This window comes from Weissella sagaensis (genome assembly GCF_005405285.1).
Classification (GTDB): domain Bacteria; phylum Bacillota; class Bacilli; order Lactobacillales; family Lactobacillaceae; genus Weissella; species Weissella sagaensis.
This window is the reverse complement of sequence record NZ_BJDT01000002.1, coordinates 84,866-111,318: the sequence shown is the minus strand read 5'-3', so window position 1 is coordinate 111,318 and position 26,453 is coordinate 84,866. Positions and strand designations below refer to the sequence as shown.

The window sequence follows — 26,453 nt, the reverse complement described above, 5'->3', positions numbered from 1 at the left end:
GTTAAGGCGATTTAAAGGGAATCAGCTTAAAGTAACAACTAACGTTAGTTATGATAAATATATGATGAAATGAATAAGATATGGGGCATAGATATGAAATTATCTTCGGGAACAAAAATTGTTGTCATGAGTGTTGTTGCTGGTTTAATTGGTGGTGGTGTTGCTGCCGGTGGTGTCGTACATTTTACACAAAATGATCAAGCAGCAAACGTGACGACTGCAAAGAATAGTGCAGTTAAAGTGAATGAAAATAATGTAAAAGGCAAGTCTAGTGCAACTAAAGCGTTTAAAAATGTTTCTAGCGCAGTCGTGTCTGTTATTAATTTACAAAAACAACAATCATTACAGTCCGATTTTTTTGGGGATCAAACACAAAATCGTGATAGTGATTCGTCAGATTTACAAACAGCTTCGGAAGGATCAGGAGTTGTGTATAAAAAAGATCGTAATACGGCCTATATTGTGACAAATAATCACGTGGTGGCAGGTTCGAATGCGATTCAAGTCTTATTAAGTGATGGCACGAAGTTAACAGGAAAATTAGTGGGGACTGATGAACAAACCGATTTGGCAGTTTTGAAGGTGAAAGCTGATAAGATTAGTGAGGTTGCTAACTTTGCCGACTCTGGTAAAGTTGAAGCAGGACAATCAGTTCTAGCTATTGGGTCGCCGCTAGGATCTGATTATGCCACTTCAGTAACGGAAGGTATTATTTCGGCAACGAAGCGTCAAGTTGATGCAACAGATGAATCAGGAAATTCTCTTGGTAAAGCAAATGTTTTGCAAACTGATGCAGCTATTAATCCTGGTAACTCTGGAGGCCCACTAGTTAATCTAGCGGGTCAAGTTGTTGGTATTAATTCGATGAAGTTAGCGTCATCTGAAGATGGTACATCAGTTGAAGGGATGGGTTTTGCAATTCCGTCAAACACAGTGGTTACCATTATTAATGGTCTGGAAAAAGATGGTAAAATTGAACGGCCAGCTTTGGGTGTATCAATGGTTGATTTGAGTAACGTGTCAGCTAGTGACCAAAGAGAGGTATTGCATTTGCCAGATAGTGTTTCTGATGGTGTTATTATTGTAGAGGCACAAGATGATTCGCCAGCAGCAAAGGCTGGACTTGAACGTTATGATGTGATTACAAAGATTGACGATACAAAGGTGAGCGATTCTGGTGAATTACGTGATGCGCTTTATAAGCATAAAGTTGGTGATTCTGTTAAATTTACGTACTATCACAAGGGACAAGAAAAGACGGTTACAGTTAAATTAGATAAAACAACCAGTTCTTTAAATAATGCACAATAAACATGACGAGAAAGTACACTTCAAGTATACTTTCTTTTTTTGTGTTTAAATCGAAAGAATTATGAAACTTTTTTGTAACTTTAGTTGTATATATTATATATATTCACTTTTGTTAGTGGAATTCATTACTCCCCAAAGTATATGAAATTACATAGTTCCCCAAACTATGTATCCCCCCTTCGCTGGTTGCGATAGTAGCCGGCGGTGGACCATCGTTGCGTTCCCCCTCTTGCACGATGGTCTTTTTTTTACCCCAAAAAACCGTTTACAAAAGAATTGACAAGTGTCAATCTATTTTTGTAAACGGTTTTTGTTTTATCAGTTAGCTTTTGCTATGGATAAATTTAAGGCATAAGTGCCAATGATGCTATCGTTATTAAGCAATGAATAAGTAATCGCTAGTTGCCCATAAGGATGGTCAGCAGTGATTTGATTAACAAATGAATCAGTACGAACTGCTATTGGTATGTTTCCTTGAGAGGTAACATATTGCGTTTGAAAGGTTTTGTTTGGCACGAAATGCAGTTGCATATCAGTAAAGTCATTATGACGATGCAACAGCACAGCATCAATCTGTGATATTTTAAACGTAACGGGTGTTTCAAGGTTTTGTTGATGCTCTGTGTAGCGAATGTATAATGCGTTTTGCGTACGTGTTAAAATGCCGACTTCTTCAAATGAAAATTCTTCATGACTTGTATCCTGGGTAATTTGTGTGGTGAGGGTGACAATAGTTGACCAACTTTTTGGTGTGGTTTGCATATTAAACTCCTTATAATTAAAGATTACTTCAGTTTATTATACCGTGTTCAATAAGGTATAATATAGTAAATTAGGTATTATTCGTCAGAATTGGAAAGGATATCATGGCACAATTTATTAAAACAGGTTCGGAAAAAGTTTTTAGGGATCCTGTGTTAAATTCAATACGAGTAAAAGATCAAGTGATTTTGGATTTGATTGGAACGTCAGAATTTCAACGTCTACGTCGTATTAAACAACTAGGTGTTGCCAGTGCAGTCTTTCATGGTGCTGAACATTCTAGATTTTCACATTCATTGGGCGTGTATGAAATTGCGCGTCGGTTTGCGAATCACTTAGCGCAATTTTATCCTTCACAGGAGCCTGGGGATGGGTTATGGGATGTGAATGAACGATTGGTGTTATTATGTGCAGCGTTGCTACATGATGTTGGACATGGGCCGTATTCTCATACTTTTGAACATATTTTTAATACTGATCATGAAGCTTATACGCAATCGATTATTTTATCACCAGATACTGAAATTCATCAGGTCTTGGTAAAGGTAAGTACAGATTTTCCACAAAAAGTTGCGAGTGTTATTGCCAAAACATATCCAAATCCACAAGTTGTCCAGTTGATTTCCAGTCAAATTGACGCAGACCGCATGGATTATTTATTACGTGATGCTTACTATTCTGGCGCTACATATGGTCAGTTTGATTTATCACGTATTATTCATGTGATGCGCCCGTACGCAGGTGGCATTGCCTTTGATGATAAAGGTTCATATGCTATTGAAGACTATGTGGTGTCACGTTACCAAATGTACGTTCAAGTTTATTTTCATCCAGTATCACGTTCGTTTGAAGTTGTATTGCAACATTTATTAGAGCGGGCAAAATTTATATATGATGAAAGTAAGCACGATACTCGCGTTAATATTAATTTCATCTCACCGACGCTACAACCGTTATTTGCAGGTGATTTAACCTTGCAACAGTATTTGATGCTGGATGATGCCGTGATGATAGCTGATATTAGTGCTTGGCGGCATGCTGATGATCCCATTTTGAAAGATTTAGCAACACGTTTTATTGATCGCAAGCCATTAAAATCGATTGTGATTACAGATGAAACACGAAATTTGTTGCCAACCATTAAACAGTTAATTGATTCGGCTGGGTTTGATACACGTTATTATACTGCTGAAAATGATAGCTTCGATTTGCCGTATGATGCTTATGATCCCAAGGTTAAAAAGCCACGTACCCAAATTGAATTAATGCAGTTAGATGGCTCGCTGGTTGAATTATCAACGCAAAGTGCTTTGGTAGAAGCGATGACTGGGCGCGTCTTTGGTAATGCACGCTTTTTCTTCCCGCGTGAAATGTTAGTACAACATGCAGTGGATGATATTATGGCACCAATTTATTCAGATTTTCAAAGGTATGTCCATAACGAGACGTTGGTGGCACCAAAATAAATAACTAGGGGAAATATTATTAAAATGGGAATAGAATTAATTACAATTGATATTGACGACACATTGGTGAATTCAGATAAAAAAATTACGCCACGTGTCAAAAAAGCTTTGCAAGATGCGACTGAGCAAGGGGCTAAAGTCGTGTTAGCAACGGGACGTCCACTGTCTGGCGTAAAAGATTACTTAGCAGAGTTGGGGTTGGCTGATGAAACAAATCAATTTGCCATTACATATAATGGGAGTATTGTACAAACAACAGCCGGCGAAAAATTGGGTGGTCATGAATTATCATTGGCAGATTTTAAGAAATTTAAGGCGGTTGCTGATGAATACGATGCGTATTTTCAAATTGAATCGTTAGACTATGCGATTACTGCCAATACATTGATTAATCGTTATGCAAATGGTGAAAACAACATGGTACAAATGCCATTGCAAATTAAGTCAGTTGATGACATGTCGGCTGATGAGCATTATATAAAATTTATGTTTATTGATGAAACAGAAATAATCGATAAATTAGTTGCTAATATGCCAAAAGAATTGCAAGATAATTATTATATTGTGCAGTCGACACCTAATTTTTTAGAGGTCATGCATAAAGAATCAACAAAAGGTAATGGCTTAGCTATTTTGGCGGATAAATTGGGCATTGATCTAGCAAAGACGATGGCGTTGGGTGATCAACATAATGATCTAACAATGATTCAACAAGCTGGTTTGGGGATTGCGATGGCCAACGCAGTTGATGAAATTAAAGATAATGCTGATTTCATAACAACTTCACAAAATGACGATGGCGTTGGTTTGGCTGTTGAAAAGTGGGTTTTAGGTAAAAATGTGCCTGAGTTAGAAAAATAAAGTGAAAAAGATTTGCTGAAAAGCTAGAAATATTGTAATATTAGACATTGAGTAAAATCGCGAAAGGACGTGCAGTGATTTGGCATTAACACAATTTGACGGCCAAAATAAGGATGAGCTTTCAATGATTGAAGTTGCTCGTGCAATTTTGTCTGACCGTAATGAAACAATGGGATTTAATGATTTGTTGAATGAAGTACAATCATTCACGGGTAAGTCGGACGAAGAGATTCGTGCGCGCTTATCACAATTTTATACTGATTTGAATATTGACGGCTCATTCATTTCATTGGGTGATACGATGTGGGGATTGCGTTCGTGGTACCCAATCGACTCAATTGATGAGGCCGTTCATTTGGATCTAGAAGAAGAAGTTGAAGGCAAGCCAAAGAAGAAGAAGCGTAAGAAAATCAACGCCTTCTTGGCAGATGCTGACGCTGATGATGATGTTATTGATTACAATAATGATGATCCTGAAGACGATGATTTTGATGTAGATGCGACGGATGATGAAGTAGCAGATGCAGCAGATGATGATGATATCGATGATGACGATACCGATGACGATGACAGTACGGATGATGATTTTGGTCATGATGAAGTTGCTGGCGGCATTGGCGATGAAATTAGTGGTATTAAGACTGATGTCGATGATGATTATGGTTCAGGAGATATTGAACACTAATTAATCGGTTGAAGGTTGTCTTTGATTAATTGCTTGACAGTCATGTGTTTTTAATGTATAGTTAAATTCCGGGCTCTTGTATTAATATACAAGGCGTAATCAAAGTTGATTAATGCTCCCAACGCTACCTAAGCATTGGGAGCTTTTTTATTTTTTTTGGCATTGACATAGAACTCGGAGGATATATTTATATGACGGCTAAATACATCTTTGTTACTGGTGGTGTGGTTTCATCATTAGGTAAAGGTATCGTTGCAGCTTCATTAGGACGCTTGTTAAAAAACCGTGGCTTCAAAATCGCAGTACAAAAATTTGATCCCTACATTAACATTGATCCTGGTACCATGTCACCATATCAACACGGTGAGACATTTGTGACCGAAGACGGTTTAGAAACTGATTTGGACCTTGGACATTACGAGCGTTTCATTGATATTAACTTAAATAAATATTCAAATGTGACGTCAGGACGTGTCTACTCAGAGGTTCTTGCAAAAGAACGTCGTGGTGACTATGATGGGGCAACTGTTCAAGTAATTCCACATATTACAAATGCACTAAAAGAAAAAATGATGCGTGCAGCGGAAACGACAGATGCAGATATCGTGATTACTGAAGTGGGTGGAACTGTAGGTGATATTGAATCACTACCATTCATCGAGGCTTTACGTCAAATGAAGAGTGAAGTAGGAGCAGAAAACGTTGCTTATATCCACACATCATTGATTCCATATTTACGTGCTGCTGGTGAAATGAAAACTAAGCCAACTCAACATTCTGTTGCTGAATTACGTTCACTAGGTATTCAGCCTGATATGTTGGTTGTCCGTACTGAACAACCAATTAGTCAAGGCATGCGTGATAAGTTAGCTTTGTTTACAGATGTTAAACCAGAAGCTGTTATTGAATCATTAGACGTTGATATTTTGTATGAAGTTGTCTTGAATATGCAAAAGCAAAGTATGGACGACGTTATTTTGAAACGTCTAGGCCTAACGGCACCTGCTGCTGACTTGACTGAATGGCGTGCGATGATTGATAAAATCCGCTATTTAAAGAAGGAAATTAACATCACTTTGGTTGGTAAGTATGCCGACTTGCAAGATGCGTATATCTCAGTTAATGAGGCGTTACGTGCGGGTGGTTATGCCGTTGATGCCGACGTAAAGATTACGGCTATTAATTCTGAAAAGGTTAATGCTGAAAATGTTGCTGAGATACTTGCTGATGCTGATGGTGTGATGGTTCCAGGTGGATTTGGTTCTCGTGGTACTGAAGGTAAGATGGCAGCTATCCAATATGCGCGTGAAAATAATGTGCCATTCTTGGGTGTTTGCTTAGGAATGCAACTGGCAACTGTTGAATTTGCACGTAATGTTTTGGGACATGCTAACGCTAACTCAATTGAATTAGATGAAAAGACGGATACACCAATCATTGCTTTGATGAATGATCAAAAAGAAATCACTGATCGTGGTGGCACAATGCGTTTGGGATTATATCCAGCTAAATTAAAAGAAGGTAGTTTAACGAAAAAGTTGTATGGAGATAAGACTGAAATTACAGCTCGTCACCGTCATCGTTATGAATTTAATACGACTTACCGTCAAGAACTAGAAGAAGCTGGTATGGTATTTGTCGGCACTTCACCTGATGAAACATTAATGGAAATTATTGAAATTCCAGCAAATGATTTCTTTGTGGCTGCACAATACCACCCAGAATTCACATCACGTCCAGATCATCCTGAACCTTTGTATGCCGGATTTGTTAAGGCTGCCTTGGCTCATCATGAAAATTAATAAATGATATAAAAAGAGCTGATAATTTTAAATTGTCAGCTCTTTTTTAGGTTATTATAGTATTCAGTTGTTATAATAAAATATATAGTTATTTTTTGAATGTTTTGTATTATTTTAAAGATGTTTAATAACGACATGTTGTTGTAATTTAAATGTAACTACTGTAAAATTGACTGAGTATATTATTCATGATGATATGGGATCATTATCGTTTGGCGATAGTCATGCGAAGTAAAATAACAAAAAATTTTGAATGAATGGACCTTGATTAAGGATGATAGAGTTTTAACTCTAAAAGGATTAATAAAATGAAGAAGTTGATTATCCATGGTGGACGGCGACTCAGTGGTGAAGTGACCATTGGGGGGGCTAAAAATTCGACTGTCGCGTTAATTCCAGCAGCTATTTTAGCTGAGACACCGGTGAAATTCGACAGTGTACCTGATATTTTAGATGTTTATAATTTGCAAGCTATTTTAAGTTCTATGAACGTTAATTCAACGTTTAAGGGTGGCGAGTTGATGATCGATCCAACGGAAATTGTTGAATCAGAGTTACCATCAACAGCCATCAAGTCTTTGCGTGCATCTTATTATTTTATGGGATCTTTACTGGGACGCTTTGGTCGTGCAACAGTGACGTTCCCAGGTGGCGATAATATTGGTCCACGTCCAATTGACCAACATATTAAAGGGTTTGAAGCATTAGGTGCAACTGTATATGAAAAAAATGACACCGTGTATATTAATGCTGAAAATGGCTTGAAAGGTGCTCGTATCTTTTTGGATGTTGTTTCAGTAGGTGCCACAATGAATATCATTATGGCTGCTGTTCATGCTGAAGGAACGACAGTTTTAGAAAACGCTGCTCGTGAACCAGAAATTATTGATTTGGCAACATTTTTGAACAATATGGGTGCCCAAATTCGTGGTGCAGGAACTGACGTTATCCGCATTACTGGGGTGTCACGTTTAGAGTCTAAAAATACACATACAATTATTCCTGATCGTATTGAAGCAGGTACGTATCTTGCTTTGGCTGCGGCTCAAGGAGATGGTGTTTTAGTTAAAAATGTGATTCCAGAGCATTTAGAATCATTTACAGCGAAGTTACTTGAAATGGGTGTCAAATTAGATGTTCGCGAGGATAGCATTTACGTCCCTAAGTCAGTTGACTTAAAGCCTATTCAAATTAAGACAGCACCATTCCCTGGCTTTGCAACAGATTTGCAACAGCCAGTGACGCCATTGCTAACATTAGCAAATGGTGAAAGTATTGTGCATGAAACAATTTATCCGGAGCGTACACGTCATGTACCAGAGTTGCAAAAACTTGGGATGGCAGTTACAAATCCAGAACATGGCAAGATGGTCGTCGCACAATGCAGTGATTTCCATGGTGCTCGTGTTTCGGCTGCTGAAATTCGTGCCGGTGCTGCGTTGGTTTCAGCGGGGTTGATGGCTGATGGCGTAACAGAAGTAATTAATGCAGAACACGTATTACGTGGTTACGATCGCATTGTTTATAAGTTAACCATGTTGAACGCTGATATTGAAATTGCTGAAGAATAATGTCTCAAAATGTAAAAGTCAAACAGGTCATGAAAGCGGACTCATTTTGATTTTTACATTTTTTTTGAGTAATTAAGTAAAAAAAGAGTGTTAATGGTTGCTAATTGCTGATTATAAGGATAAACTAGATAAGTTACAAAAATTAGCGGACGATTACTAAAAACAGACGCAGTAGGGACGCCGGATTGTGTCTAGTCTGTTTTTATGTTGATAAGTTCAAGACAATTAGAGAACGTTTGTTGCGGCAATCGTTACTGGAGGAAAAATTTTGAAGTTTTCAGAGTTAGGTCTTACACAAGACCTTTTGACGGCCATTGAGAAGCATGGCTATGTAGAAGCTACGCCAATTCAGGAAAAGACAATTCCGTTGACGATGGCTGGTAAAGACGTTATTGGTCAAGCCCAAACAGGAACCGGTAAGACAGCTGCATTTGGTTTGCCAATCCTAGAAATGATTGACAATGATAATAAAGATGTTCAAGCCTTGGTTGTTTCACCAACCCGTGAATTAGCTATCCAAACCCAAGAAGAATTATTCAAGTTGGGTCGTGATAAGCATGTTCGTGTACAAGCCGTTTTCGGTGGTGCTGATATTCGTCGCCAAATTAATGGGTTAAACCATGGTGCCCACATTGTTGTTGGAACACCTGGTCGTTTAATTGACCATATTCGTCGTGGTACGATTAACCTATCACATGTTAAGACATTGGTATTAGATGAAGCCGATGAAATGTTGAACATGGGATTCTTAGAAGATATTGAATCAATCTTGAAGGCCGTCCCTGATGAGCGTCAAACATTGTTGTTCTCAGCAACGATGCCTGCAGCTATCAAGCGTATTGGTGTTCAATTTATGACTAATCCTGAGCACATTCAAATTGCTGCTAAGGAATTAACAACAGACTTAGTTGACCAATATTACGTACGTGTACGTGATTTTGAAAAGTTCGATGTACTAACGCGTATTTTGGATGTACAACAACCACAACTAGCTATTATGTTCGGTCGTACAAAGCGTCGTGTTGATGAATTGACACGTGGTTTGGAATTACGTGGCTTTAATGCTGCTGGTATTCATGGTGACTTGACACAACAAAAGCGTACACAAGTTTTGAAACAATTCAAGAATGGTGAAATTCGCATTTTGGTTGCAACTGATGTTGCTGCTCGTGGATTAGATGTTTCTGGTGTTGATTACGTTTATAACTTTGATATTCCACAAGATTCAGAGTCATATGTTCACCGTATTGGTCGTACAGGTCGTGCCGGTGCTCATGGAACTTCTGTAACTTTCATTTCAAATGCTGAGATGGATTACTTGAAGGATATTGAAAAGCTAACTAAGAAACGTATGCAACCATTAAAGCCATACACACACGAAGAAGCACTTGCTGGTCGTATGAGTGTTGCAGCTGCATCTGTTGATGCAATTGTTAAGACGACTGCTAACGTTGCTGATTCAGAATTAGTTGATCAATTAGCTGAAAAGTATGATGCTCGTGAATTAGCAGCTGCCTTATTAGGTTCTGCCGCTAATGTTGAAGAGATGGATGCTGAATTTAAGTTATCACACGAACGTCCTTTGCCACACAAGCATGGTGGTAATGGTGGTCGTCGTGGTGGCGGTAACCGTGGTCGTCGCGATGGTGACCGTCGTCATGGTAATGGTGGTGGTTACCGTGGTAACCGTGGACAACGTGAGCGTCGTTCATATGATCGTGGTTCACGTACTGGTTCAGGTGATCGTTCACAACGTGGACATTCAGGTGCACCACGTCGTCAATCACGTAACTTTGTGATTAAGAATAACGACTAATCATTAAGTCAAAAATTATTAAAAGCATCACAAGAATTTATTCAAATTCTTGTGATGCTTTTGTGTATGGTAGAATAAAAATTAAGCGAATATATTTGGACATAGAGGGTATAATGAAATTAGTATTTTTTTGGGAGGAAACAACATGATTGTGGGACATGGAATTGATGCACAAATGATTAGTCATGTTGCTGACGTTGCAAAACGACGTCCGAGTTTCATTGACGTTATTTTGACACCAGCTGAACTAGCAGTGTACAATGCTCGAAAAGGCAAACATCAAAAAGAATTTTTAGCGGGTAGATTTTCAATTAAAGAGGCTTATAGTAAGGCGATTGGAACTGGTATTGGCACACAAGCTCGTTGGCAAGATATTGAAGTTTTGCCAAATGAAGCAGGTCAGCCGGTTATGGTTAAGCACCCTAAGCAAGGGGAAGTTAACGTACATATTTCAATATCACATACAGGTGATATGGTTCATAGTTCTGTTATTTTAGAAACGGCTACATCAAAAATAACTGCACCACATCAACTTGATGTCATCGATCAAGCTGTTATTAGTACTAGGCGTCCGGCTTGGATTGAAGTTTCAGCAAGTGCCATTGCACATAATATAACGGCAGTACGCCATTTAACGGGTACTAAACGATTTATCGCAATTGTAAAAGCGAATGCGTATGGTCATGGCTTAACACAAGTGGTGTTGGCTGCGCAAAAGGCAAATGTTGATGGTTTTGGTGTCGCAACAATTGATGAAGCCATCTGGTTACGTGAATTTGGCATTGACTTACCAATTTTTATCCTTGGTGTAACGCCGGCTACTTATGCAGCTGATTTAGTTAAATATCAATTAATACCAGTTGTAACTAGTGAAGCTTGGTTAGATGAGTTAATTAACAATATGCCTCAAGGCAAGCGGCTAGACGTGTCAATTGGGGTCGATACGGGGATGGGACGAATTGGTATTCGTCAAAAAGATGAGTTGGTACGAGTCGTTGCACAAATAATAGCACATCAGCAATTATCTCTAAAAGGAATTGGTATGCATTTTGCAACAGCTGATCAAAAAGATACGGCTTACTATCAAAAGCAACTTCAAAATTGGCATGACTTGGTTGATGATTTAACTTTGCCAGCGGATGTTTGGTATCACATGGCTAATTCAGCCACGACATTATGGCATGAACAACCGACGTTAGATACCGTGCGTGTTGGAGCAGCTATGTATGGTTTTAACCCGTCTGGTGATGAATTAGCAACTGATAAGTTAATCGCTGCTTTATCATTAAAAGCAGCTTTAGTGCATGTTAAACAGGTAGCGGCAGGAACATCTGTATCCTATGGGGCGACTTATACAACTAGCCAACCAGAATGGATTGGGACGTTGCCAATTGGTTATGCAGATGGTTATGCACGTCAATTACAAGGAATGTACGGTTTGTTACCCGATGGCCGCCGTGTTGAAATTATTGGGCGCATTGCAATGGATCAATTAATGGTTCGTTTACCAGAAGCGTTACCAGTGGGAACGGTTATAACGTTAATTGGTCAAGCTGGTCAAGAAACAATTACGCTAGAAATGTTAGCCAATCGCTTAGGAACAATTCCGTATGAAGCAGCAACCAGTTTAGCGCCCCGCTTACCACGAAAATTAGTGAAGTAAAGAGAGACGTATGGCAAATAAAAATGAAATTAAACGCGGTGATATCTTTTTTGCAGACTTATCACCCGTTATTGGTTCAGAACAAGGTGGTCAACGCCCTGTCGTTATTATTCAAAATAATGTTGGTAATCAGCACTCACCAACTGTTATTATCGCACCAATTACAGCAAAAATTGCCAAGCCTAAATTACCAACACATGTTGGCTTACCGGTAGAAGCAACAGAAGCTGGCATTGGTCGTGATTCCGTTATTTTATTGGAACAAATCAGAACCATTGATAAAAGACGTTTGCAAGATCGTATTGGTTTGATACCGGATGAATTATTAGTTAGAGTTGATCAGGCATTAGTCATTAGTTTGGGACTAGTGTAATTTAATGTTAGATAGGTGGATAAAGCGCTAATGCTTTAGCCGCCTGTTTTTATTAGTAACATCCGTGAAAAGGAGGGTAGTATGGCTAAGGAAAGAGATCTTGAACAACATAGATTAAATGATGTGGCTCAAGAAATTGATAAGCAATTACAAAAAGCTGAAACGTTTTATGATAAAGCACATTCAGAGACCCGGGCAGTTGAAAGTAATTATATTGCCAATACTTCGATTAATACTGCTGAAGTAGATGATGCAATGGAAACGAATGCCGAAATTCAACAACAACGAAGTATTGTCGCCCGTGTTACGGAAACTGAAAATATCATGGCTAAAACAGTTGGTACACTTAAACTTTTACGGAAGAGTCCTTATTTTGGTCGCGTAGATATTATTGAAGATAATTGGCCTGAAACTTTATATATTGGTTTAGCATCTTTACAAGATGAGGCGGGTAATTTCCTGATTTATGATTGGCGGGCACCAATTAGCGGTATTTATTATAATGGTACGTTAGGTAAAGTTGCTTATCCCACACCAAATGGTGAACAAACGGTTGACTTACAAAAAAAGCGGCAATTTGTTATTCAGGATGGTCAAATCACGAGTATGTTTGATACAAATGAAACTGTTGGGGATGAAATGTTACAATATGCGCTTGGACAACAAAACGATGATGTGATGCGTAATATTGTGGCAACTATTCAAAAAGAACAAAATCAAATTATTCGTGATACAACTAGTGATTTATTAGTCGTACAAGGTGTTGCTGGTTCCGGTAAAACATCAGCCATTTTGCAACGTATTGCTTTTTTGCTTTTCCATTCTAGAGAAGAATTGAATTCTGATCAAATTGTGTTGCTTTCACCTAATCGTTTATTTTCAAGTTATATTGCGGATGTCTTGCCGTCACTTGGTGAACGAAATATGCGTCAGGTAACGTTAGCAGAGTTCTTTAGCGCTCGTTTGCAAGGGTTAATCGTTCAGACGTTGTTTGATCGTTATGAGCAAGAACAGCATTTTATCGGTCAGGCTAGTTACTCTGTACGCCAAGAATTAGAAAGTGAACAGATTGTATCGTTAATTGATGATTATATGGCACAACTATCTGCTAGTGATATCCATTTTGTTGATATTTATTACGAAGATAAAGTTTTCTTTGGTGCGCAAGAATTTCAGGCATATTTGGCAACGCTATCAACCAGTTATACAATACGCGAACGGATTAGCCAACTTCAAAAACATTTTATGCAAGTGTTAACTGATCGTATTGAAAGTTTACAGGACGCTGACTGGGTACAAACAGAACTAGATAATCTAACAGACCAAGAATATCAAAATTTACTTGGCGATGATGATCTTGAAGAAACGCTGGTTGCTGAAAATGAAGATAGTGTTATTTCATTAGTTGCTAAACGTTATTTAACAAAACAATGGCAAGCTATTGATGATGCTTTGTACAATAATTTTTATTTAGATATTTATCAACAATATCGTTCATTTTTACAATATGTTATGCAACAAAAAAATGATGAACAAGCTGAATGGTGGCGGGCTAAGCAACGACGTTTTGATCTGCAATTAGAATACCATCGCATTGATTTAGAAGACGCAGCACCCTTATTATTTTTGCGTGACGAGTTAACTGGTGGGGGAACTAACCAGGCAATGTCCTATGTCTTTATAGATGAAATGCAAGATTATGCGATGGCACAGTTACTATATTTGAAACATGCTTTTCCTAAGGCTAAATTTACCGTTTTGGGAGATTCTGAACAAGCATTATTCCGACAAGTTGAGACACCGCAAGCCTTGTTAAATAAATATGCGCAAGGATTTGATGCACAAAAACCAGCATTAATTAAATTAAATCGAGCTTATCGTTCAACGCATGAAATTATGAATTTTGCTAAAGCACTCTTACCTGATGGTAATGATATTGTGACTTTTACACGCCACGGCGAAAAGCCAAGCTTACGGCAAGCATATCCAGAAACGATTGTGGAGGTTTTAAATGATGAAGTAGCCCAGCTACGTCAGAATTTTCAAACAGTGGCGATTTTAACTAAAACAGCAGAACAAGCTGAATTAGTACTGGAAGCTTTACGCCGTTACCCAGAAAAAGTACAATTGCTACATGCAATGGATCGTACACGGACAGCTAATGTGTTAGTGATGCCAATTTATTTAGCCAAGGGATTGGAATTTGATGCCGTTATTGGTTATGATGTATCACAAAGCAATTATCCTGATGATAAAGCAATTGGTTTATTATATACATTAGCTTCCAGAGCAATGCATGCGTTACATTTGGTGACAATTGGTCCGGTATCACCATTAATAATTCAAGTACAAAATACGGTGGCGTCATCATTATTAGTACAATAATGATTTAAGTGCTTGTTATCATGCAAAAAAACTTTTACAATTGGGTTTGACGAATTTAAATTTGTGGTTTTACCGCATAGAAAGAAGAAAAGATATGGATGAAAAGAAAGTTTTGTTAACGGGTGATCGCCCAACTGGTAAATTACACATTGGGCATTACGTTGGTTCTTTAAAAACACGTGTTGCAATGCAAGATTCTGGTTTGTACGACCCATATATTATGGTTGCTGATAAGCAAGCATTTACGGATAATGCACGAAATCCCGAAAAAATTCAAAACTCTCTTTTGGAAGTTGTTTTGGATTACTTGGCGGTGGGCATTGACCCTAAGAAAACAACAATTTTCGTGCAATCAGCAGTACCTGAATTATCTGAATTAACGGAATACTTTCTTAACTTGGTCTCAGTTGCACGTGTACAACGTAATCCAACTGTTAAAGCAGAAATTCAACAAAAAGGTTTTGGTGAAAGTATCCCAACAGGTTTCTTTATCTATCCTGTATCGCAGGCAGCTGACATTGCTTTGTTTAAAGGCCAAGTTGTTCCGGTAGGGGATGATCAAAAGCCTATGTTGGAACAAACACGTGAATTAGTTCGTACGTTTAATCGTTATTACAATACAGACCTTTTGGTTGAACCAGAAGGTATCTTCCCACCAGAGGGTCACGGACGTATTCCAGGATTAGATGGTAATGCTAAGATGTCAAAATCTTTGGGTAACGCAATTTACTTGAGTGATGATGAAGAAACATTATGGGCAAAAGTTAAGTCAATGTATACAGACCCAACACATGTTCGGTTGACTGATCCAGGTCATATTGAAGGTAATATGGTATTCACATATCTTGATATTTTTGATGAAGATAAAGCATATGTTGCGGATCTTAAAGCACAATATCAAGCAGGTGGCTTGGGCGACATGAAAATTAAAAAGTATTTGTTTGAAGTATTAAACAAAGAATTAGCCCCAATTCGTGAACGTCGTGCGCGATATGCGGAGGATCATGATGCTGTTTTGCAGATTGTTAAAGAAGGTTCGGAAAAAGCACGCTTAATTGGACAACAAACCATGGCTGAGGTTCGTCACGCTATGGGTGTTGATTATTGGGGTTAATGATTAATTAGTACCTTTAAGGAGTATTAAATGAGTTATTTAGCAGTCATTGACTTGGGTTCAAACTCAACTCGTATGGTAGTTGAAGAACTGCAAGCAGATGGGAATTTTATTGAATTGCGTCGCCGTAAATTGGACACACGTTTGGCAGAAGGTATGGCCGAAAATGATGGTGAATTAACAGATGCAGCGATGACACGTGTTGTTAATGCATTGTTAGAGTTTCAACAAGATTATATGATGTTTGACGATGTGACAGTTGTGGGTATTGCAACAGCAGCTGTGCGTGAGGCTGAGAATCAAGCTGTATTCTTAGATAAAGTTTTCCGTGCAGTTGGTGTGGAAATTCGAGTACTAACAGGTGATCAAGAAGCCTATTATGATTATCTTGGTGCTGCATCAGCGTTGGATATTACTGATGCGTGGTTGTTAGATACTGGTGGTGCAAGTGTTGAATTAGTTGGTATTGAAGATCGAATGGCAACAAATATGATGAGCTTACCATTTGGTGCCGTTAATTTATCAGAAAAATTTAAATTGAATATTGAAGGTGTTGTATCACCTGAGTCCATTGAAAAGGCAGCTAAATATGTTAATACACAGTATGCTAAGTTGCCTTGGCTTGATGATACGGTAACGCTACCAATTATTTTATTAGGCGGTGCTAATCGTTCATTGGCCCGGTTAGATCGGGTAAAACATGGGTTACCTGCTGATTCAGATTTTCATGGATATGAAATGTCAACATCCGCAGTTGTCGAAACCTATCATAAATTAACAATGATGACTAAGGCCGAACGAGAAGAACTATTAGACTTAGAAGCTAATCGTGCTGATATTATTGTGAGTGGTTTGCTACCTTTGATTGAATTAATCAAACACACTGGTGCAAATAAAGTAATTTTCTCCGCTTCAGGGGTACGCGAGGGATTGCTACAAGAATACCGTATGGAAAATTAATAGAAAACAGCGTTTGGAGCATTGCTCCAAACGCTGTTTTGATTTGTTATACAAAACGGTAGTTATATCCGCTCTTCATAAACGCGCACCAATCAGCAACATTCCTTATATAAGCCCAATTTTGACCCAGACTCTTGGCAGAGTCAGGGCACAAAACAGGTCTTATACCGGAACGTTATTCGCAGATTGGCGACGCTCTCCATACAAAAAGCCGCCGGTTCGTTGACCCGCGGCTGTTTTTGTTAGATATGATACGTCTAACAAGGGGTACACTTTAATTTGTATCCCTATATTCAATTGTAATGGTAACTACTAGAGGTTTAATCTGCAGATTTAAACGACTGTCGCTAGCAATTACCTAAACCAACTACATCTTGCTGCAACTACTACTGCATCCAAAGTTATTCGTATAAAAAGCGAATCGTGTCGGGAGCAGCCTTCAAATCAAGATATATGCTTACGCCCTAATGTGGGTTATCATATCTCGTTGAAGAAACTGATGCTAATGATAACAAGATAGTCAATTCATGACTTAATGTTTATCTTTAAAATTTGATACGAAAATTATCTTGTTTCATTACTGTAACACGCCCATATGGATCTGTGTAGAAGAAGTGATGTTTGTGGTTAGATTAATATAATCTGTCAAATCACGCCCTCCTTTTCCTTTTGGTACACCTATATAGTAGCATTTAATGAAAGCGGTTACAAGAAAAAGTGTCTGATTAATCGTTAAAATTTACAATATGAGGACTAGGTGCTGATGCACCAGCTTCTAGAATACTAATTGTTGTGAGTAATTGCTCATTGGAAACCAGTTTATCCTGATGATTAACAAGTGTTTCATAAACGGCATCATAGACACGCCCATAATCACCATTAATAGTAGGAATGATTTTTTCGATACGATCGTTGTTTTGATTATAGTAAGTGACTTTACCATAATCTTGCGGTGCATCAATTCCAAAACCAGTATCACCAGGCATAATACCGGTTTTTAAATCATATTCTTGTTGGTCGATATTGTATTTAATATATGAACCTTTAGACCCATGTAAAATCCACTTAGGATAGTGTACTGCAGTTATTTCACTAGATTGAATCGTTGCTTTAAAAGCATCTTTATAAAATAGGTTGACTTCAAACTGGTCAGACAAACTGGCTGATAAATCACGCGCAACGCGTAAATCATATGCAACATGTTGTGGTTTACCAAATAAGGCAACCATTTGATCGACTAAGTGTGCACCATGATCAAACCAAGTTGTTTCCATAACGCCACCAGATTGTTTAGCATCATTCGGACGATAGTGATCCATATGTAGTTCAAGTTCAATAGGACGACCAATATAACCAGCAGCTAGCACATGCTGTAAAGTAATAAAATCACTATCAAAGCGACGGTTTTGGAATGGCATAAAGAAGGCGTTGTGTTGTTTGGCCAAATCAATTAATTCAGTAATTTCTTTAACAGTTGCAACAACGGGTTTATCGATCAAAACATTTTTACCAGCAGCTAGTAATTGTTTAGCAACAGCAAAATGAGTTGGCGCAGGTGTGACAACAACAACTAAATCTAGCGTGTTATCAGCAATGATATCTTGAATATCGGTTGAAAAGACAGTCCCAGTTGCCTCAAGCTTTGCACGATCACTGGGTCGTTTATCAATATGTGGTGCAACAATACGGCTAATGTGGAAATGTTCTGAACGCTCTTTAACGTAAGGAATATGATAACGATTAGTACTTTTACCAAATCCAATATAAGCAATATTAAGCATAAAAATTCTCCTAAAATATTAATTACTATTATTGTTACTTAATTAATGTATTTGTGCAATAGATGATAGAATAGTAATATAAAATAAAAAATATCGGTTAATCTTATACCACTATCTGGACGCGGTATAATTGATATACTAGACAAACGGAGCGTGACCATGGTTATTAATGAATTAAAATCAGATATTTTACATGAAGTTATTTTAAGGCGTCCTGACGATAGCCATAAAGGGGATTTTGGTCGTGTGCTGTTAATCGGGGGCAGCATGCAATATGGCGGTGCCATCTTAATGGCTGGACAAGCCAGTGTTGGTGCAGGTGCAGGTTTGACCACAGTGGCAACAGATAGGGTTAATTTAACTGCTTTACACACGAGAACACCAGAAGCCATGTTTTTAGATTGGCAAGATGATGACCAATTACTAACTAATATTGAAAAGAGTGATGTTATTGTTATTGGGCCAGGTTTGGGTGTTGATCAACACGCATTACATCTTGTGAAGTTAGTGTTTAAAGCAGTAACTAATAAGCACATTTTAGTTGTTGATGGTTCCGCTTTGACAGTGATGGCAGATAATCATTTAACTTTTCCAAGGTCAGCATTTACAATTGCAACACCGCATCAAATGGAATGGGCCCGTTTAAGTGGTATTCAATTAAATTATCAGACAGAGCACCAATTAAATGAAGTACAACGGCAAATTTTAAATTTGGATGTCTTAGTATTAAAACAACATCATACGTTGATTTATGCTGAAAACGTCTTGCATCAACTGATGATTGGTGGTGCATATCAAGCAACTGGTGGAATGGGTGATGTTTTAGCAGGCATTATTGGTGGATTTGTTGGTCAGTTTAAACAAAATCATCTTAAAGCAACGGAAGCAGCTGTCTATGCGCATTCAATTATTGCGCAAGAAATGGCAGTGCATAGCTATGTTGTTAAACCATCATTTATAGCGGATGCAATATCAAATTATATGTCACGCATTCAATCTAATTTGTAAGGGCATCTAAAGTAAGGTGTGTAATAATATAAAGAAGTGTATAATTGAGAACAAATATGAATGACTCTTGGAGGGATTTACAAATGGTAAAACAATGGCATGCTGAAGCCTTAAAATATGAAGATGATTTATTAACAGATTTAAAAGAAATGTTAGCAATCAAATCTGTTCGTGATGACGATGCAGCAACAACTGATGCACCTTTGGGGCCAGGTCCTAAGGAAGCTTTGTTGAAGTTTGAAGAGTTTGCAAAGCGCGATGGTTTCCGTGTTGGTAACTACAAAAATTTGGTTGCCTATGCTGAATTAGGTCCAGAGGATGCTGAAGAAACAGTTGCTATTATTGGACACTTGGATGTGATGCCTGAAGGGGATGGCTGGACTAAAGATCCTTGGACACCAGTTATCGAAGATGGTCGTTTGTATGCTCGTGGCTCATCTGATGATAAGGGACCAACTTTCACAGCTTATTATGCTTTGAAGATGATTAAAGATTTAGGTTTGAAACTAAACCGTAAACTCGTCTTAGTTGTCGGCATTGATGAGGAGTCTGATTGGACTGGAATGGACGAATTCTTTGCAGAATATGGTGAGCCAACAATGGGCTTCTCACCTGATGCAGAGTTCCCAATCATCAATGGTGAAAAAGGAAATGTTTCAATTGTAACGCGCTTTGCTGGGACGCAAGATGGTGCGTTGAAGTTGGTATCATTTACGGCCGGGCAACGTCCAAACATGGTGCCTGGTGTTGCTAAGGCAGTAGTTGAAACTGTGGATGCAGATGCATTAGTTGCTGCTATGAACAATTATCTAGCAACTGAATCACGCGTTAAGGGTGAGGCTGACGTTGTCGACAATCAGGTAACCGTTACTTTTTATGGTAAGCAAGTTCATGGTGCCATGCCTGAAACTGGTGAAAATGCTGGGACTTACTTGGCTAACTTCCTCCAAGAACAAGACTTTGGTGGTAATGCACAAGGATTCTTAACATTCTTAGGAGCGCAATTACATGATGATACAGTTGCAGCTAAAATTGGTGCCAAGACCCATGATGACTTGATGCATGACTTATCAATGAATGTTGGTATTCAACGCTTTGTTGATGGTGAAGATGGTTTTGTGAATGCTAATTTCCGTTATCCACAGAATACAACGGCACAAGAAATTGAAGACCATGTTGCAGCATCTTTGCCAGCTGGTTTTGAGGCAACTGCTAAGGCTGAAGGTCATGCTCAAGTACCACACTACGTGCCTGGGGATGATCCATTAGTTCAAACATTGTTGCAAGTTTATCGTGATCAAACTGGTTTGCCAGCAGCAGAACAGGTAATTGGTGGTGGAACATTTGGCCGCTTGTTGAAGCGCGGTGTTGCTTTCGGTGCAATGTTTGAAGGTGTTCCTGATACGATGCACCAAGCTGACGAATTTTATCCAGTTGCTGATCTAACACGTGCAATGGCTATTTTTGGTCAAGCGATGTATGAATTAGCAAACGTCTAAGCATATACAAATAGGATGTCGTAACAATAAACTACCTATTCTAACAAAAGCAAATTACCAATGTTATTGGTAATTTGCTTTTTTAAAAGGGTGCCGGTCAAAGTCAATATCTCATGATGCTTTTTTTCGTTTTCAATAAAAGTGTGTTACAATTATGTTACATGTCAATGCGTGATTGGTGCTTAATTAGCAAAAATGTTTTAAAATATAAGTCGTCACATAAAAGCATGTACAATTTTGTGCATGCTTTTATTGTGAAAAATTAATCGGTCAATTAAACTGAAAAGTGAAAATTAAAACAGATTGTTAGGGAACCTTAAGCATAACGCATTATACTAATAGCATAACGCATTATACTAATAATAGTTAATTAAAGAGAGTAGAAAGAGTTATGAATCGAAAAATATTCGTTTTGACGGGCAATACTGGCACTGGGAAAACGACGGTTGCTAATTATTTAAATGAATTTTATGAAATGCCAAAAGTGATTACGCACACAACGCGACCACCACGTGAAGGAGAGATTGATCAAATTGATTATTATTTTGAGTCAACTGAAAGTTTTGCAAAAAATCATTATTTAGAAAGTGTGGCATATGCTAATTTTCAGTATGGTTCATCATATGAAGGCTTAGAGCGAGCTTGGGAAAAAAGTCCCTTAATTACAATTGTTCTAGACACAGCGGGCGCTAAAACTTATGCTGATAAACTAGGAGATGAAGCGGTGATTATTTTTTTGACCGTAACTAAAACAGATGAAATTTTAGGACGTCTATCTAAACGTGGTGATAATCTAGAAGAGATGCGTCAACGTTTAACCAGTCAAGAGTATCAACGTGATATTCAATTACCAGCATCATTACAAGATACAGCTCATGTGGTGGTAAATGATGATTGGCAAAGTACTAAAATGGCAATTGATAGGATTGTCAAACAGGCTGTGATTGTTGAACCAGAGGAGGAATAACATATGGCATACCGTACACCACCATTTATGACACCGGTAGCATTAGTGTCAATTATTTTAGCAGTTAGTGCTGGAAATGCGATTGTTAACGTTTCAACGCATTCATCAAACGGGGCACCTAAATCATCAGTAGTATCAACCAATACATCAACATCTGAGATTGACTCAACGAATAGTAGCAAGTCATCAAGTGAATCAGAAAATTCTGATACAACCAGTAGTCAATCTGTTGAAGATGATGCGGATGTTTCTTCATCTAGCGCAGTATCATCAGCTAGTGATGCAGATAGTAGCCAAACAAACGAACAACAGTCATCAAGTGAAGAGACAACGGATGATGCTGACCAAGCATCAAGTAGTAGCGATGCTGGTGGCGCTAATGATGTTACCCCGGATACAAATAATGCAACAAATGATGCCACGAATAATGCGGCAAATGATGCACCCCAGGAAGGAGTAACTAATTAATGTTAACGATCTTAGATTTACTTAATCATTATTTGGGTATGTTCAATGTGAATGCGCGTTGGAAGGGGCAAGTATACTCAATTCTTGCCGGTGTTGGTAACTTTTATATTTTGTATTTGGCAATACGACATATTCAAAATGGGGCTTATCTACGAGGTGCCGGCTTATTAATCGTCTTTTTGTTTATTTTGTATTGTGTCATCCTAAATATTCTTTATTACTACACTAAAAAAACAGTTAAATGGGATATTTCACCGTTACTTGAAAAAATGTTAGGTGGTTCACAAGCGGATAAGTCAGATAACAGTTCTGCTGCGATGCCCTATGTCCCAGCCAATGGCTTATATGATAAACAACAAGTGTTACCAGCAACTGCTGTATCTGATGGTGACATGGAAGCCGAACTAAGTAAAGTTGTTGATCAACTACGTGAAAGTGGTATGTTTACCGATAATTATGGTGGTTTATCAGAAAAAGAACAAATGGCTTTTTTGGCCACAGGTCAACCACATATTTTTGCTAATCATCCGGGAACACCATTACCTTACTTTCGTTTAGAAGAGGAACGCGGTGGCTTGTCAGTTTATGGTGGTGTTAATGAAATGCTATCATCACGTTTGGCTCGTATCCAAACCATCGGTTTACAGCCAGTAGATTTAGCTTTAAAGTCATACAATTTATATATTGCTTCAGTTGTGGTATCTGGGGGGCCTGGTAAGGCACGTGGCCGCAGCTCATTAACGCCAATTGAAAAGCCTTATTTTTTATCTGTTGAATTAGCATATACCAAAAAACAAACATTTTAAATGAACTAATTTCACATGTCGTGTTAATAAACTTAACAAGATGTTTGACATTTTAGATAATTTAAGATTATTATTAGTTTAGCGACCCGTCACGATTAAACTCGCGGCGGGCCATTTTATATACCAAGATAATCCATTGAGAAGATTATCTATAAGGAGGAACCGTTATGTCGATGATCGAATTCAAAGATGTCAATAAGTTCTATGGTGATTACCATGCGTTGACGGACATTAACTTAAAGGTAGAGGCTGGTGAAACAGTTGTTTTAATTGGACCTTCTGGGTCAGGTAAATCAACATTAATTCGGACAATTAATGGTCTAGAACCGGTACAAGGTGGTCAGTTAATTGTTAATGGTCAAGACTTAGCCAATCCTAAGACTGATATGAATCGTACACGTAAAAATGTGGGAATGGTTTTCCAACATTTTAATTTGTACGCTAATAAGACAGTTTTGGAAAATATCATGTTAGCACCACGTTTGGTACTACATCGTGATGAAGCCGAAAATAAGAAAATGGCTATGGAATTATTGGATCGTGTTGGTTTGGTTAGTCAAGCTAATAAAGTACCGTCAGCATTGTCTGGTGGTCAGCAACAACGTATTGCTATTGCGCGTTCATTAGCTATGAAACCAAAGGCTTTGTTGTTTGATGAACCAACTTCAGCTTTGGATCCGGAAATGGTTAATGGTGTTTTGCAAATTATTAAAGACATTGTTAATGATTCATCAATGACAACATTGGTTGTAACACACGAAATGGGATTTGCTAAGCAAGTGGCTGACCGTGTTATTTTCATGGATAAAGGACAAATTTTAGAGGATTCACCAACCAATGAATTCTTTGCGCAACCAAAGGAACCTCGTGCACAAGAATTCCTATCGCAAATTATTCGCTAAGGAGGTGCAACATGAAAAGTAGATTTCAAGTTGTTATGAAGTCAATATTAGCGGCTTCAGCCTTTGCATTGGTTGCTGGTGTATCAGCAACCAATGAGATACATGCTGATAATGTTAAAAATGACACATACAAGCGTATCATGAAAACGGACCGTATGAATTGGGGTGTTAAAGGTGACACTAAATTAATGGGGTTGATGAACATCAAAACGGGTAAACTAGAAGGTTTCGATGTTGAGATGGCTAAAGAAATTACGAAACGTGTTAATCCAGATGCTAAGGTTGTTTATACACAAATTACATCAGGAACACGTGTGCCAATGCTAATTAATGGGAACATTGACGCGATTATTGCAACAATGTCTGTTACCCCAGATCGTCAAAAAGTTGTTGATTTTTCACAACCTTATTTTAATGCGGGACAATCTATTTTAGTAAAGAAATCAAGTAAATATCATAATGTGAAGGAGCTTAATACGCCTAAAGCACGTGTTTTGGCAGTACAAGGGTCGACTTCAATTGATGAAATTAAGGAATTTGCACCTAAAGCAAAGGTTGTTGGTCTTCAAGATTATGCAACCGCTTTGACGGCCTTAAAAGCTGGTCAAGGAGATGCGTTGACCACTGATAACGGTATTTTGTATGGTATGGCTGCTGGTTCTAAGTCATTAGAAGTTCGTGGTGGTACCTTTACAAAGGAACCATATGGTGTTGCGATGCAAAAGCAAAATCCAAAGCTAGTAAAAGCTGTTGATAAGGCCATTGATGATATTAAACAAGATGGTACTTATGAAAAGATGGCTAAAAAGTGGTTTGGTGACGTTAAAGGTATGGACTGGAAGGAGTTGGCTGGAGAATGATATCATTATTTCAATCACATGCCGGTGAATTTCTAACCGGCTTTGGCTGGACGATTCTGTCGTCGGTATTAGCGTTGATTGGCTCAACTATTTTAGGAACAGCTTTTGCGATTATGGAAGTCGTTCCCAATAAATTAGCCAACATTATCGGACGTATTTATATAGAAATTGTACGTAATATTCCATTATTGGTTATCACGATGTTCTTTTATGTTGTAATTGCTAATGTCATTAAAATTAGTGGTTTTGCAGCTGGAACTTTTGGTTTGACCCTTTATACGTCTGCATTTATTGCTGAAACGGTACGCGCTGGAATTAATGCCGTGCCAAAGGGTCAATTAGAAGGTGCGATGTCAAATGGCTTGTCATGGTGGCAAGGAATGCGTTATGTTGTTTTGCCCCAAGCTTTTAAGTTAGTGATTCCACCACTAGGTAATCAATTCATTAATCTAATTAAGAATTCATCTGTTTTGGCATTCGTTGCAGGGTTGGATTTGATGTATCAAGCTAACCAAATTTCACAGTCAACTTTTGATACATTTGGACCATTTATTATTGTTGGTATTTTCTATCTTATTTTGACGATGCCTTTGAGTTACTACATGCGTTATTTGGAGAATCGTCTTGAGAAGAAAGGAGGCCAAGCATGAGTGAATTCTTTTCAGCCTTTTCATGGGTTAATTTACGTTTTCTAATAACTGGATTAGGTGTTACGGTCCAAGTAGCTGTTATCTCAGTTATTTTGAGTTTTATTATTGGATCAGTTTTGGGTGTGATTAGATATGTAAAGATTCCCTATTTTTCACAAATTATTGGTTTTATTATTGATTTAATTCGTAATTTACCATTATTGTTGATTATCTTCTTTACTTATTTTGCTTTGCCTAAGGTTGGTATTCATTTTGGGGTGGTAACGTCAACTATCTTTGCATTGACTATCTTTGAATCAGCGATGTTGGCCGAAATTATTCGTTCAGGTATTATGGCTGTGCCAAAGGGACAATTAGAAGGGGCATTATCAAATGGTTTGAATTTCAAGCAAGCGCTATGGCATATTATTTTGCCACAAGCTTACAAGAAAATGATTCCACCAATTGTGTCACAGTTCGTTTCTTTGATTAAAGATACGTCGTTGGCAACGATTATTATGTTGCCAGAAGTGACGTATCGTGCACAAATTGTTTATGCCCAAGAACCAAATGCAATTGTGTCAATGTTCTTTGCTTTAGCGGTTATTTACTTTATCCTAAATTTCATTATCTCAAAAATTGGAGATATGTTGGATCGTCGTATGGCTGCATAACAAAATTTTGAATATAAAAGCATATGCCAATTATTTTTTGGGTTATGTTTAAAAGCGTCAATCTACCAGACTAATATGGCTAGATTGACG

23 protein-coding genes are annotated in these 26,453 nt (G+C 38.0%); 21 read left to right on the top strand and 2 right to left on the bottom strand.

Going from position 1 to position 26,453, the window contains the following annotated elements:
• Positions 1-93: 93 nt before the first annotated feature.
• Entirely contained in the window at positions 94-1,311 is a 1,218-nt protein-coding gene (locus FFM55_RS03155; RefSeq protein WP_137600477.1) for a S1C family serine protease, read from the top strand.
• A 318-nt stretch (positions 1,312-1,629) separates the two neighbouring features.
• On the opposite strand, the gene FFM55_RS03150 is transcribed toward FFM55_RS03155, so the two are convergent.
• Positions 1,630-2,073 (bottom strand): YwiB family protein, encoded by a 444-nt coding sequence (locus FFM55_RS03150; protein WP_042492981.1) that lies wholly within the window; start codon positions 2,071-2,073, stop codon positions 1,630-1,632.
• Positions 2,074-2,177: 104 nt separating this feature from the next.
• Here FFM55_RS03150 and FFM55_RS03145 point away from each other — a divergent pair, with 104 nt between their 5' ends.
• The 11 genes from FFM55_RS03145 to FFM55_RS03095 all read left to right on the top strand — a co-directional run bounded on the left by FFM55_RS03145 (position 2,178) and on the right by FFM55_RS03095 (position 16,769).
• The gene (locus tag FFM55_RS03145; RefSeq protein WP_042492980.1) at positions 2,178-3,539 is read left to right on the top strand and encodes an HD domain-containing protein; all 1,362 of its coding nucleotides are present in this window, start codon (positions 2,178-2,180) and stop codon (positions 3,537-3,539) included.
• Between the two features lie 24 nt (positions 3,540-3,563).
• Positions 3,564-4,400: a Cof-type HAD-IIB family hydrolase gene (locus FFM55_RS03140; RefSeq protein ID WP_042492979.1), complete on the top strand. Its 837-nt coding sequence runs from the start codon at positions 3,564-3,566 to the stop codon at positions 4,398-4,400.
• A 79-nt stretch (positions 4,401-4,479) separates the two neighbouring features.
• Positions 4,480-5,085 (top strand): DNA-directed RNA polymerase subunit delta, encoded by a 606-nt coding sequence (gene rpoE, locus FFM55_RS03135; RefSeq protein ID WP_042492978.1) that lies wholly within the window; start codon positions 4,480-4,482, stop codon positions 5,083-5,085.
• 191 nt (positions 5,086-5,276) lie between these two features.
• Positions 5,277-6,887 (top strand): CTP synthase, encoded by a 1,611-nt coding sequence (gene pyrG, locus FFM55_RS03130; RefSeq protein WP_042492977.1) that lies wholly within the window; start codon positions 5,277-5,279, stop codon positions 6,885-6,887.
• Positions 6,888-7,195: 308 nt separating this feature from the next.
• A complete protein-coding gene (gene murA / locus FFM55_RS03125; protein WP_042492975.1) occupies positions 7,196-8,458 on the top strand; it encodes a UDP-N-acetylglucosamine 1-carboxyvinyltransferase in 1,263 nt (420 codons plus the stop codon).
• A gap of 268 nt (positions 8,459-8,726) precedes the next feature.
• Complete coding sequence (gene cshA / locus FFM55_RS03120) at positions 8,727-10,274, top strand: degradosome RNA helicase CshA (protein WP_042492974.1); 1,548 nt, start codon at positions 8,727-8,729, stop codon at positions 10,272-10,274.
• A 145-nt stretch (positions 10,275-10,419) separates the two neighbouring features.
• Positions 10,420-11,937, top strand: coding sequence for an alanine racemase (gene alr, locus FFM55_RS03115; protein WP_042492973.1), 1,518 nt, complete (start codon positions 10,420-10,422; stop codon positions 11,935-11,937).
• A 10-nt stretch (positions 11,938-11,947) separates the two neighbouring features.
• A complete protein-coding gene (locus FFM55_RS03110; protein ID WP_042492972.1) occupies positions 11,948-12,310 on the top strand; it encodes a type II toxin-antitoxin system PemK/MazF family toxin in 363 nt (120 codons plus the stop codon).
• 81 nt (positions 12,311-12,391) lie between these two features.
• A complete protein-coding gene (helD, locus tag FFM55_RS03105; RefSeq protein ID WP_137600476.1) occupies positions 12,392-14,695 on the top strand; it encodes an RNA polymerase recycling motor HelD in 2,304 nt (767 codons plus the stop codon).
• 94 nt (positions 14,696-14,789) lie between these two features.
• Positions 14,790-15,809 carry a tryptophan--tRNA ligase gene (gene trpS / locus FFM55_RS03100; protein ID WP_042492969.1) on the top strand — a complete coding sequence of 340 codons (1,020 nt, stop codon included), beginning with the start codon at positions 14,790-14,792 and terminating at the stop codon, positions 15,807-15,809.
• Between the two features lie 30 nt (positions 15,810-15,839).
• On the top strand, positions 15,840-16,769 hold the full coding sequence (locus tag FFM55_RS03095; RefSeq protein WP_042492967.1) for a Ppx/GppA phosphatase family protein: 930 nt from the start codon (positions 15,840-15,842) through the stop codon (positions 16,767-16,769).
• Between the two features lie 725 nt (positions 16,770-17,494).
• Here FFM55_RS03095 and FFM55_RS03090 read toward each other — a convergent pair.
• Positions 17,495-18,550, bottom strand: a complete 1,056-nt coding sequence (locus FFM55_RS03090; RefSeq protein WP_042492966.1) for a Gfo/Idh/MocA family oxidoreductase — start codon at positions 18,548-18,550, stop codon at positions 17,495-17,497.
• A 159-nt stretch (positions 18,551-18,709) separates the two neighbouring features.
• Here FFM55_RS03090 and FFM55_RS03085 point away from each other — a divergent pair, with 159 nt between their 5' ends.
• The 9 genes from FFM55_RS03085 (at position 18,710) to FFM55_RS03045 (ending at position 26,363) form a co-directional block, all read left to right on the top strand.
• A complete protein-coding gene (locus tag FFM55_RS03085; RefSeq protein WP_081839298.1) occupies positions 18,710-19,558 on the top strand; it encodes an NAD(P)H-hydrate dehydratase in 849 nt (282 codons plus the stop codon).
• A gap of 83 nt (positions 19,559-19,641) precedes the next feature.
• Positions 19,642-21,057, top strand: a complete 1,416-nt coding sequence (gene pepV / locus FFM55_RS03080; protein ID WP_137600475.1) for a dipeptidase PepV — start codon at positions 19,642-19,644, stop codon at positions 21,055-21,057.
• Positions 21,058-21,448: 391 nt separating this feature from the next.
• On the top strand, positions 21,449-22,024 hold the full coding sequence (locus FFM55_RS03075; protein WP_042492964.1) for a guanylate kinase: 576 nt from the start codon (positions 21,449-21,451) through the stop codon (positions 22,022-22,024).
• A 3-nt stretch (positions 22,025-22,027) separates the two neighbouring features.
• Entirely contained in the window at positions 22,028-22,492 is a 465-nt protein-coding gene (locus tag FFM55_RS03070; protein ID WP_137600474.1) for a hypothetical protein, read from the top strand.
• Positions 22,492-23,298, top strand: a complete 807-nt coding sequence (locus FFM55_RS03065) for a DUF6681 family protein (protein ID WP_042492962.1) — start codon at positions 22,492-22,494, stop codon at positions 23,296-23,298. The genes FFM55_RS03070 and FFM55_RS03065 overlap by 1 nt, the downstream gene beginning before the upstream one ends.
• Before the next feature lie 167 nt (positions 23,299-23,465).
• Positions 23,466-24,200, top strand: coding sequence for an amino acid ABC transporter ATP-binding protein (locus FFM55_RS03060; protein WP_042492961.1), 735 nt, complete (start codon positions 23,466-23,468; stop codon positions 24,198-24,200).
• Positions 24,201-24,211: 11 nt separating this feature from the next.
• A complete protein-coding gene (locus FFM55_RS03055) occupies positions 24,212-25,060 on the top strand; it encodes a transporter substrate-binding domain-containing protein (protein WP_170999647.1) in 849 nt (282 codons plus the stop codon).
• The gene (locus tag FFM55_RS03050; RefSeq protein ID WP_042492960.1) at positions 25,057-25,710 is read left to right on the top strand and encodes an amino acid ABC transporter permease; all 654 of its coding nucleotides are present in this window, start codon (positions 25,057-25,059) and stop codon (positions 25,708-25,710) included. The genes FFM55_RS03055 and FFM55_RS03050 overlap by 4 nt, the downstream gene beginning before the upstream one ends.
• Positions 25,707-26,363, top strand: a complete 657-nt coding sequence (locus FFM55_RS03045) for an amino acid ABC transporter permease (protein ID WP_042492958.1) — start codon at positions 25,707-25,709, stop codon at positions 26,361-26,363. Before FFM55_RS03050 ends, FFM55_RS03045 begins: the two co-directional genes overlap by 4 nt.
• Positions 26,364-26,453: the final 90 nt, after the last annotated feature.

What these genes read in the sequence shown, in the direction of transcription:
- FFM55_RS03095 (WP_042492967.1), top strand. Translation starts at nt 15,840, where the DNA reads ATGAGTTATTTAGCAGTCATTGACTTGGGTTCAAACTCAACTCGTATG.
- FFM55_RS03140 (WP_042492979.1), top strand. Translation starts at nt 3,564, where the DNA reads ATGGGAATAGAATTAATTACAATTGATATTGACGACACATTGGTGAAT.
- FFM55_RS03050 (WP_042492960.1), top strand. Translation starts at nt 25,057, where the DNA reads ATGATATCATTATTTCAATCACATGCCGGTGAATTTCTAACCGGCTTT.
- helD (WP_137600476.1), top strand. Translation starts at nt 12,392, where the DNA reads ATGGCTAAGGAAAGAGATCTTGAACAACATAGATTAAATGATGTGGCT.
- FFM55_RS03060 (WP_042492961.1), top strand. Translation starts at nt 23,466, where the DNA reads ATGTCGATGATCGAATTCAAAGATGTCAATAAGTTCTATGGTGATTAC.
- FFM55_RS03085 (WP_081839298.1), top strand. Translation starts at nt 18,710, where the DNA reads ATGGTTATTAATGAATTAAAATCAGATATTTTACATGAAGTTATTTTA.
- FFM55_RS03055 (WP_170999647.1), top strand. Translation starts at nt 24,212, where the DNA reads ATGAAAAGTAGATTTCAAGTTGTTATGAAGTCAATATTAGCGGCTTCA.
- FFM55_RS03110 (WP_042492972.1), top strand. Translation starts at nt 11,948, where the DNA reads ATGGCAAATAAAAATGAAATTAAACGCGGTGATATCTTTTTTGCAGAC.
- FFM55_RS03090 (WP_042492966.1), bottom strand. Translation starts at nt 18,550, where the DNA reads ATGCTTAATATTGCTTATATTGGATTTGGTAAAAGTACTAATCGTTAT.
- pepV (WP_137600475.1), top strand. Translation starts at nt 19,642, where the DNA reads ATGGTAAAACAATGGCATGCTGAAGCCTTAAAATATGAAGATGATTTA.
- FFM55_RS03150 (WP_042492981.1), bottom strand. Translation starts at nt 2,073, where the DNA reads ATGCAAACCACACCAAAAAGTTGGTCAACTATTGTCACCCTCACCACA.
- FFM55_RS03070 (WP_137600474.1), top strand. Translation starts at nt 22,028, where the DNA reads ATGGCATACCGTACACCACCATTTATGACACCGGTAGCATTAGTGTCA.
- FFM55_RS03075 (WP_042492964.1), top strand. Translation starts at nt 21,449, where the DNA reads ATGAATCGAAAAATATTCGTTTTGACGGGCAATACTGGCACTGGGAAA.
- alr (WP_042492973.1), top strand. Translation starts at nt 10,420, where the DNA reads ATGATTGTGGGACATGGAATTGATGCACAAATGATTAGTCATGTTGCT.
- FFM55_RS03045 (WP_042492958.1), top strand. Translation starts at nt 25,707, where the DNA reads ATGAGTGAATTCTTTTCAGCCTTTTCATGGGTTAATTTACGTTTTCTA.
- pyrG (WP_042492977.1), top strand. Translation starts at nt 5,277, where the DNA reads ATGACGGCTAAATACATCTTTGTTACTGGTGGTGTGGTTTCATCATTA.
- FFM55_RS03145 (WP_042492980.1), top strand. Translation starts at nt 2,178, where the DNA reads ATGGCACAATTTATTAAAACAGGTTCGGAAAAAGTTTTTAGGGATCCT.
- FFM55_RS03155 (WP_137600477.1), top strand. Translation starts at nt 94, where the DNA reads ATGAAATTATCTTCGGGAACAAAAATTGTTGTCATGAGTGTTGTTGCT.
- murA (WP_042492975.1), top strand. Translation starts at nt 7,196, where the DNA reads ATGAAGAAGTTGATTATCCATGGTGGACGGCGACTCAGTGGTGAAGTG.
- FFM55_RS03065 (WP_042492962.1), top strand. Translation starts at nt 22,492, where the DNA reads ATGTTAACGATCTTAGATTTACTTAATCATTATTTGGGTATGTTCAAT.
- trpS (WP_042492969.1), top strand. Translation starts at nt 14,790, where the DNA reads ATGGATGAAAAGAAAGTTTTGTTAACGGGTGATCGCCCAACTGGTAAA.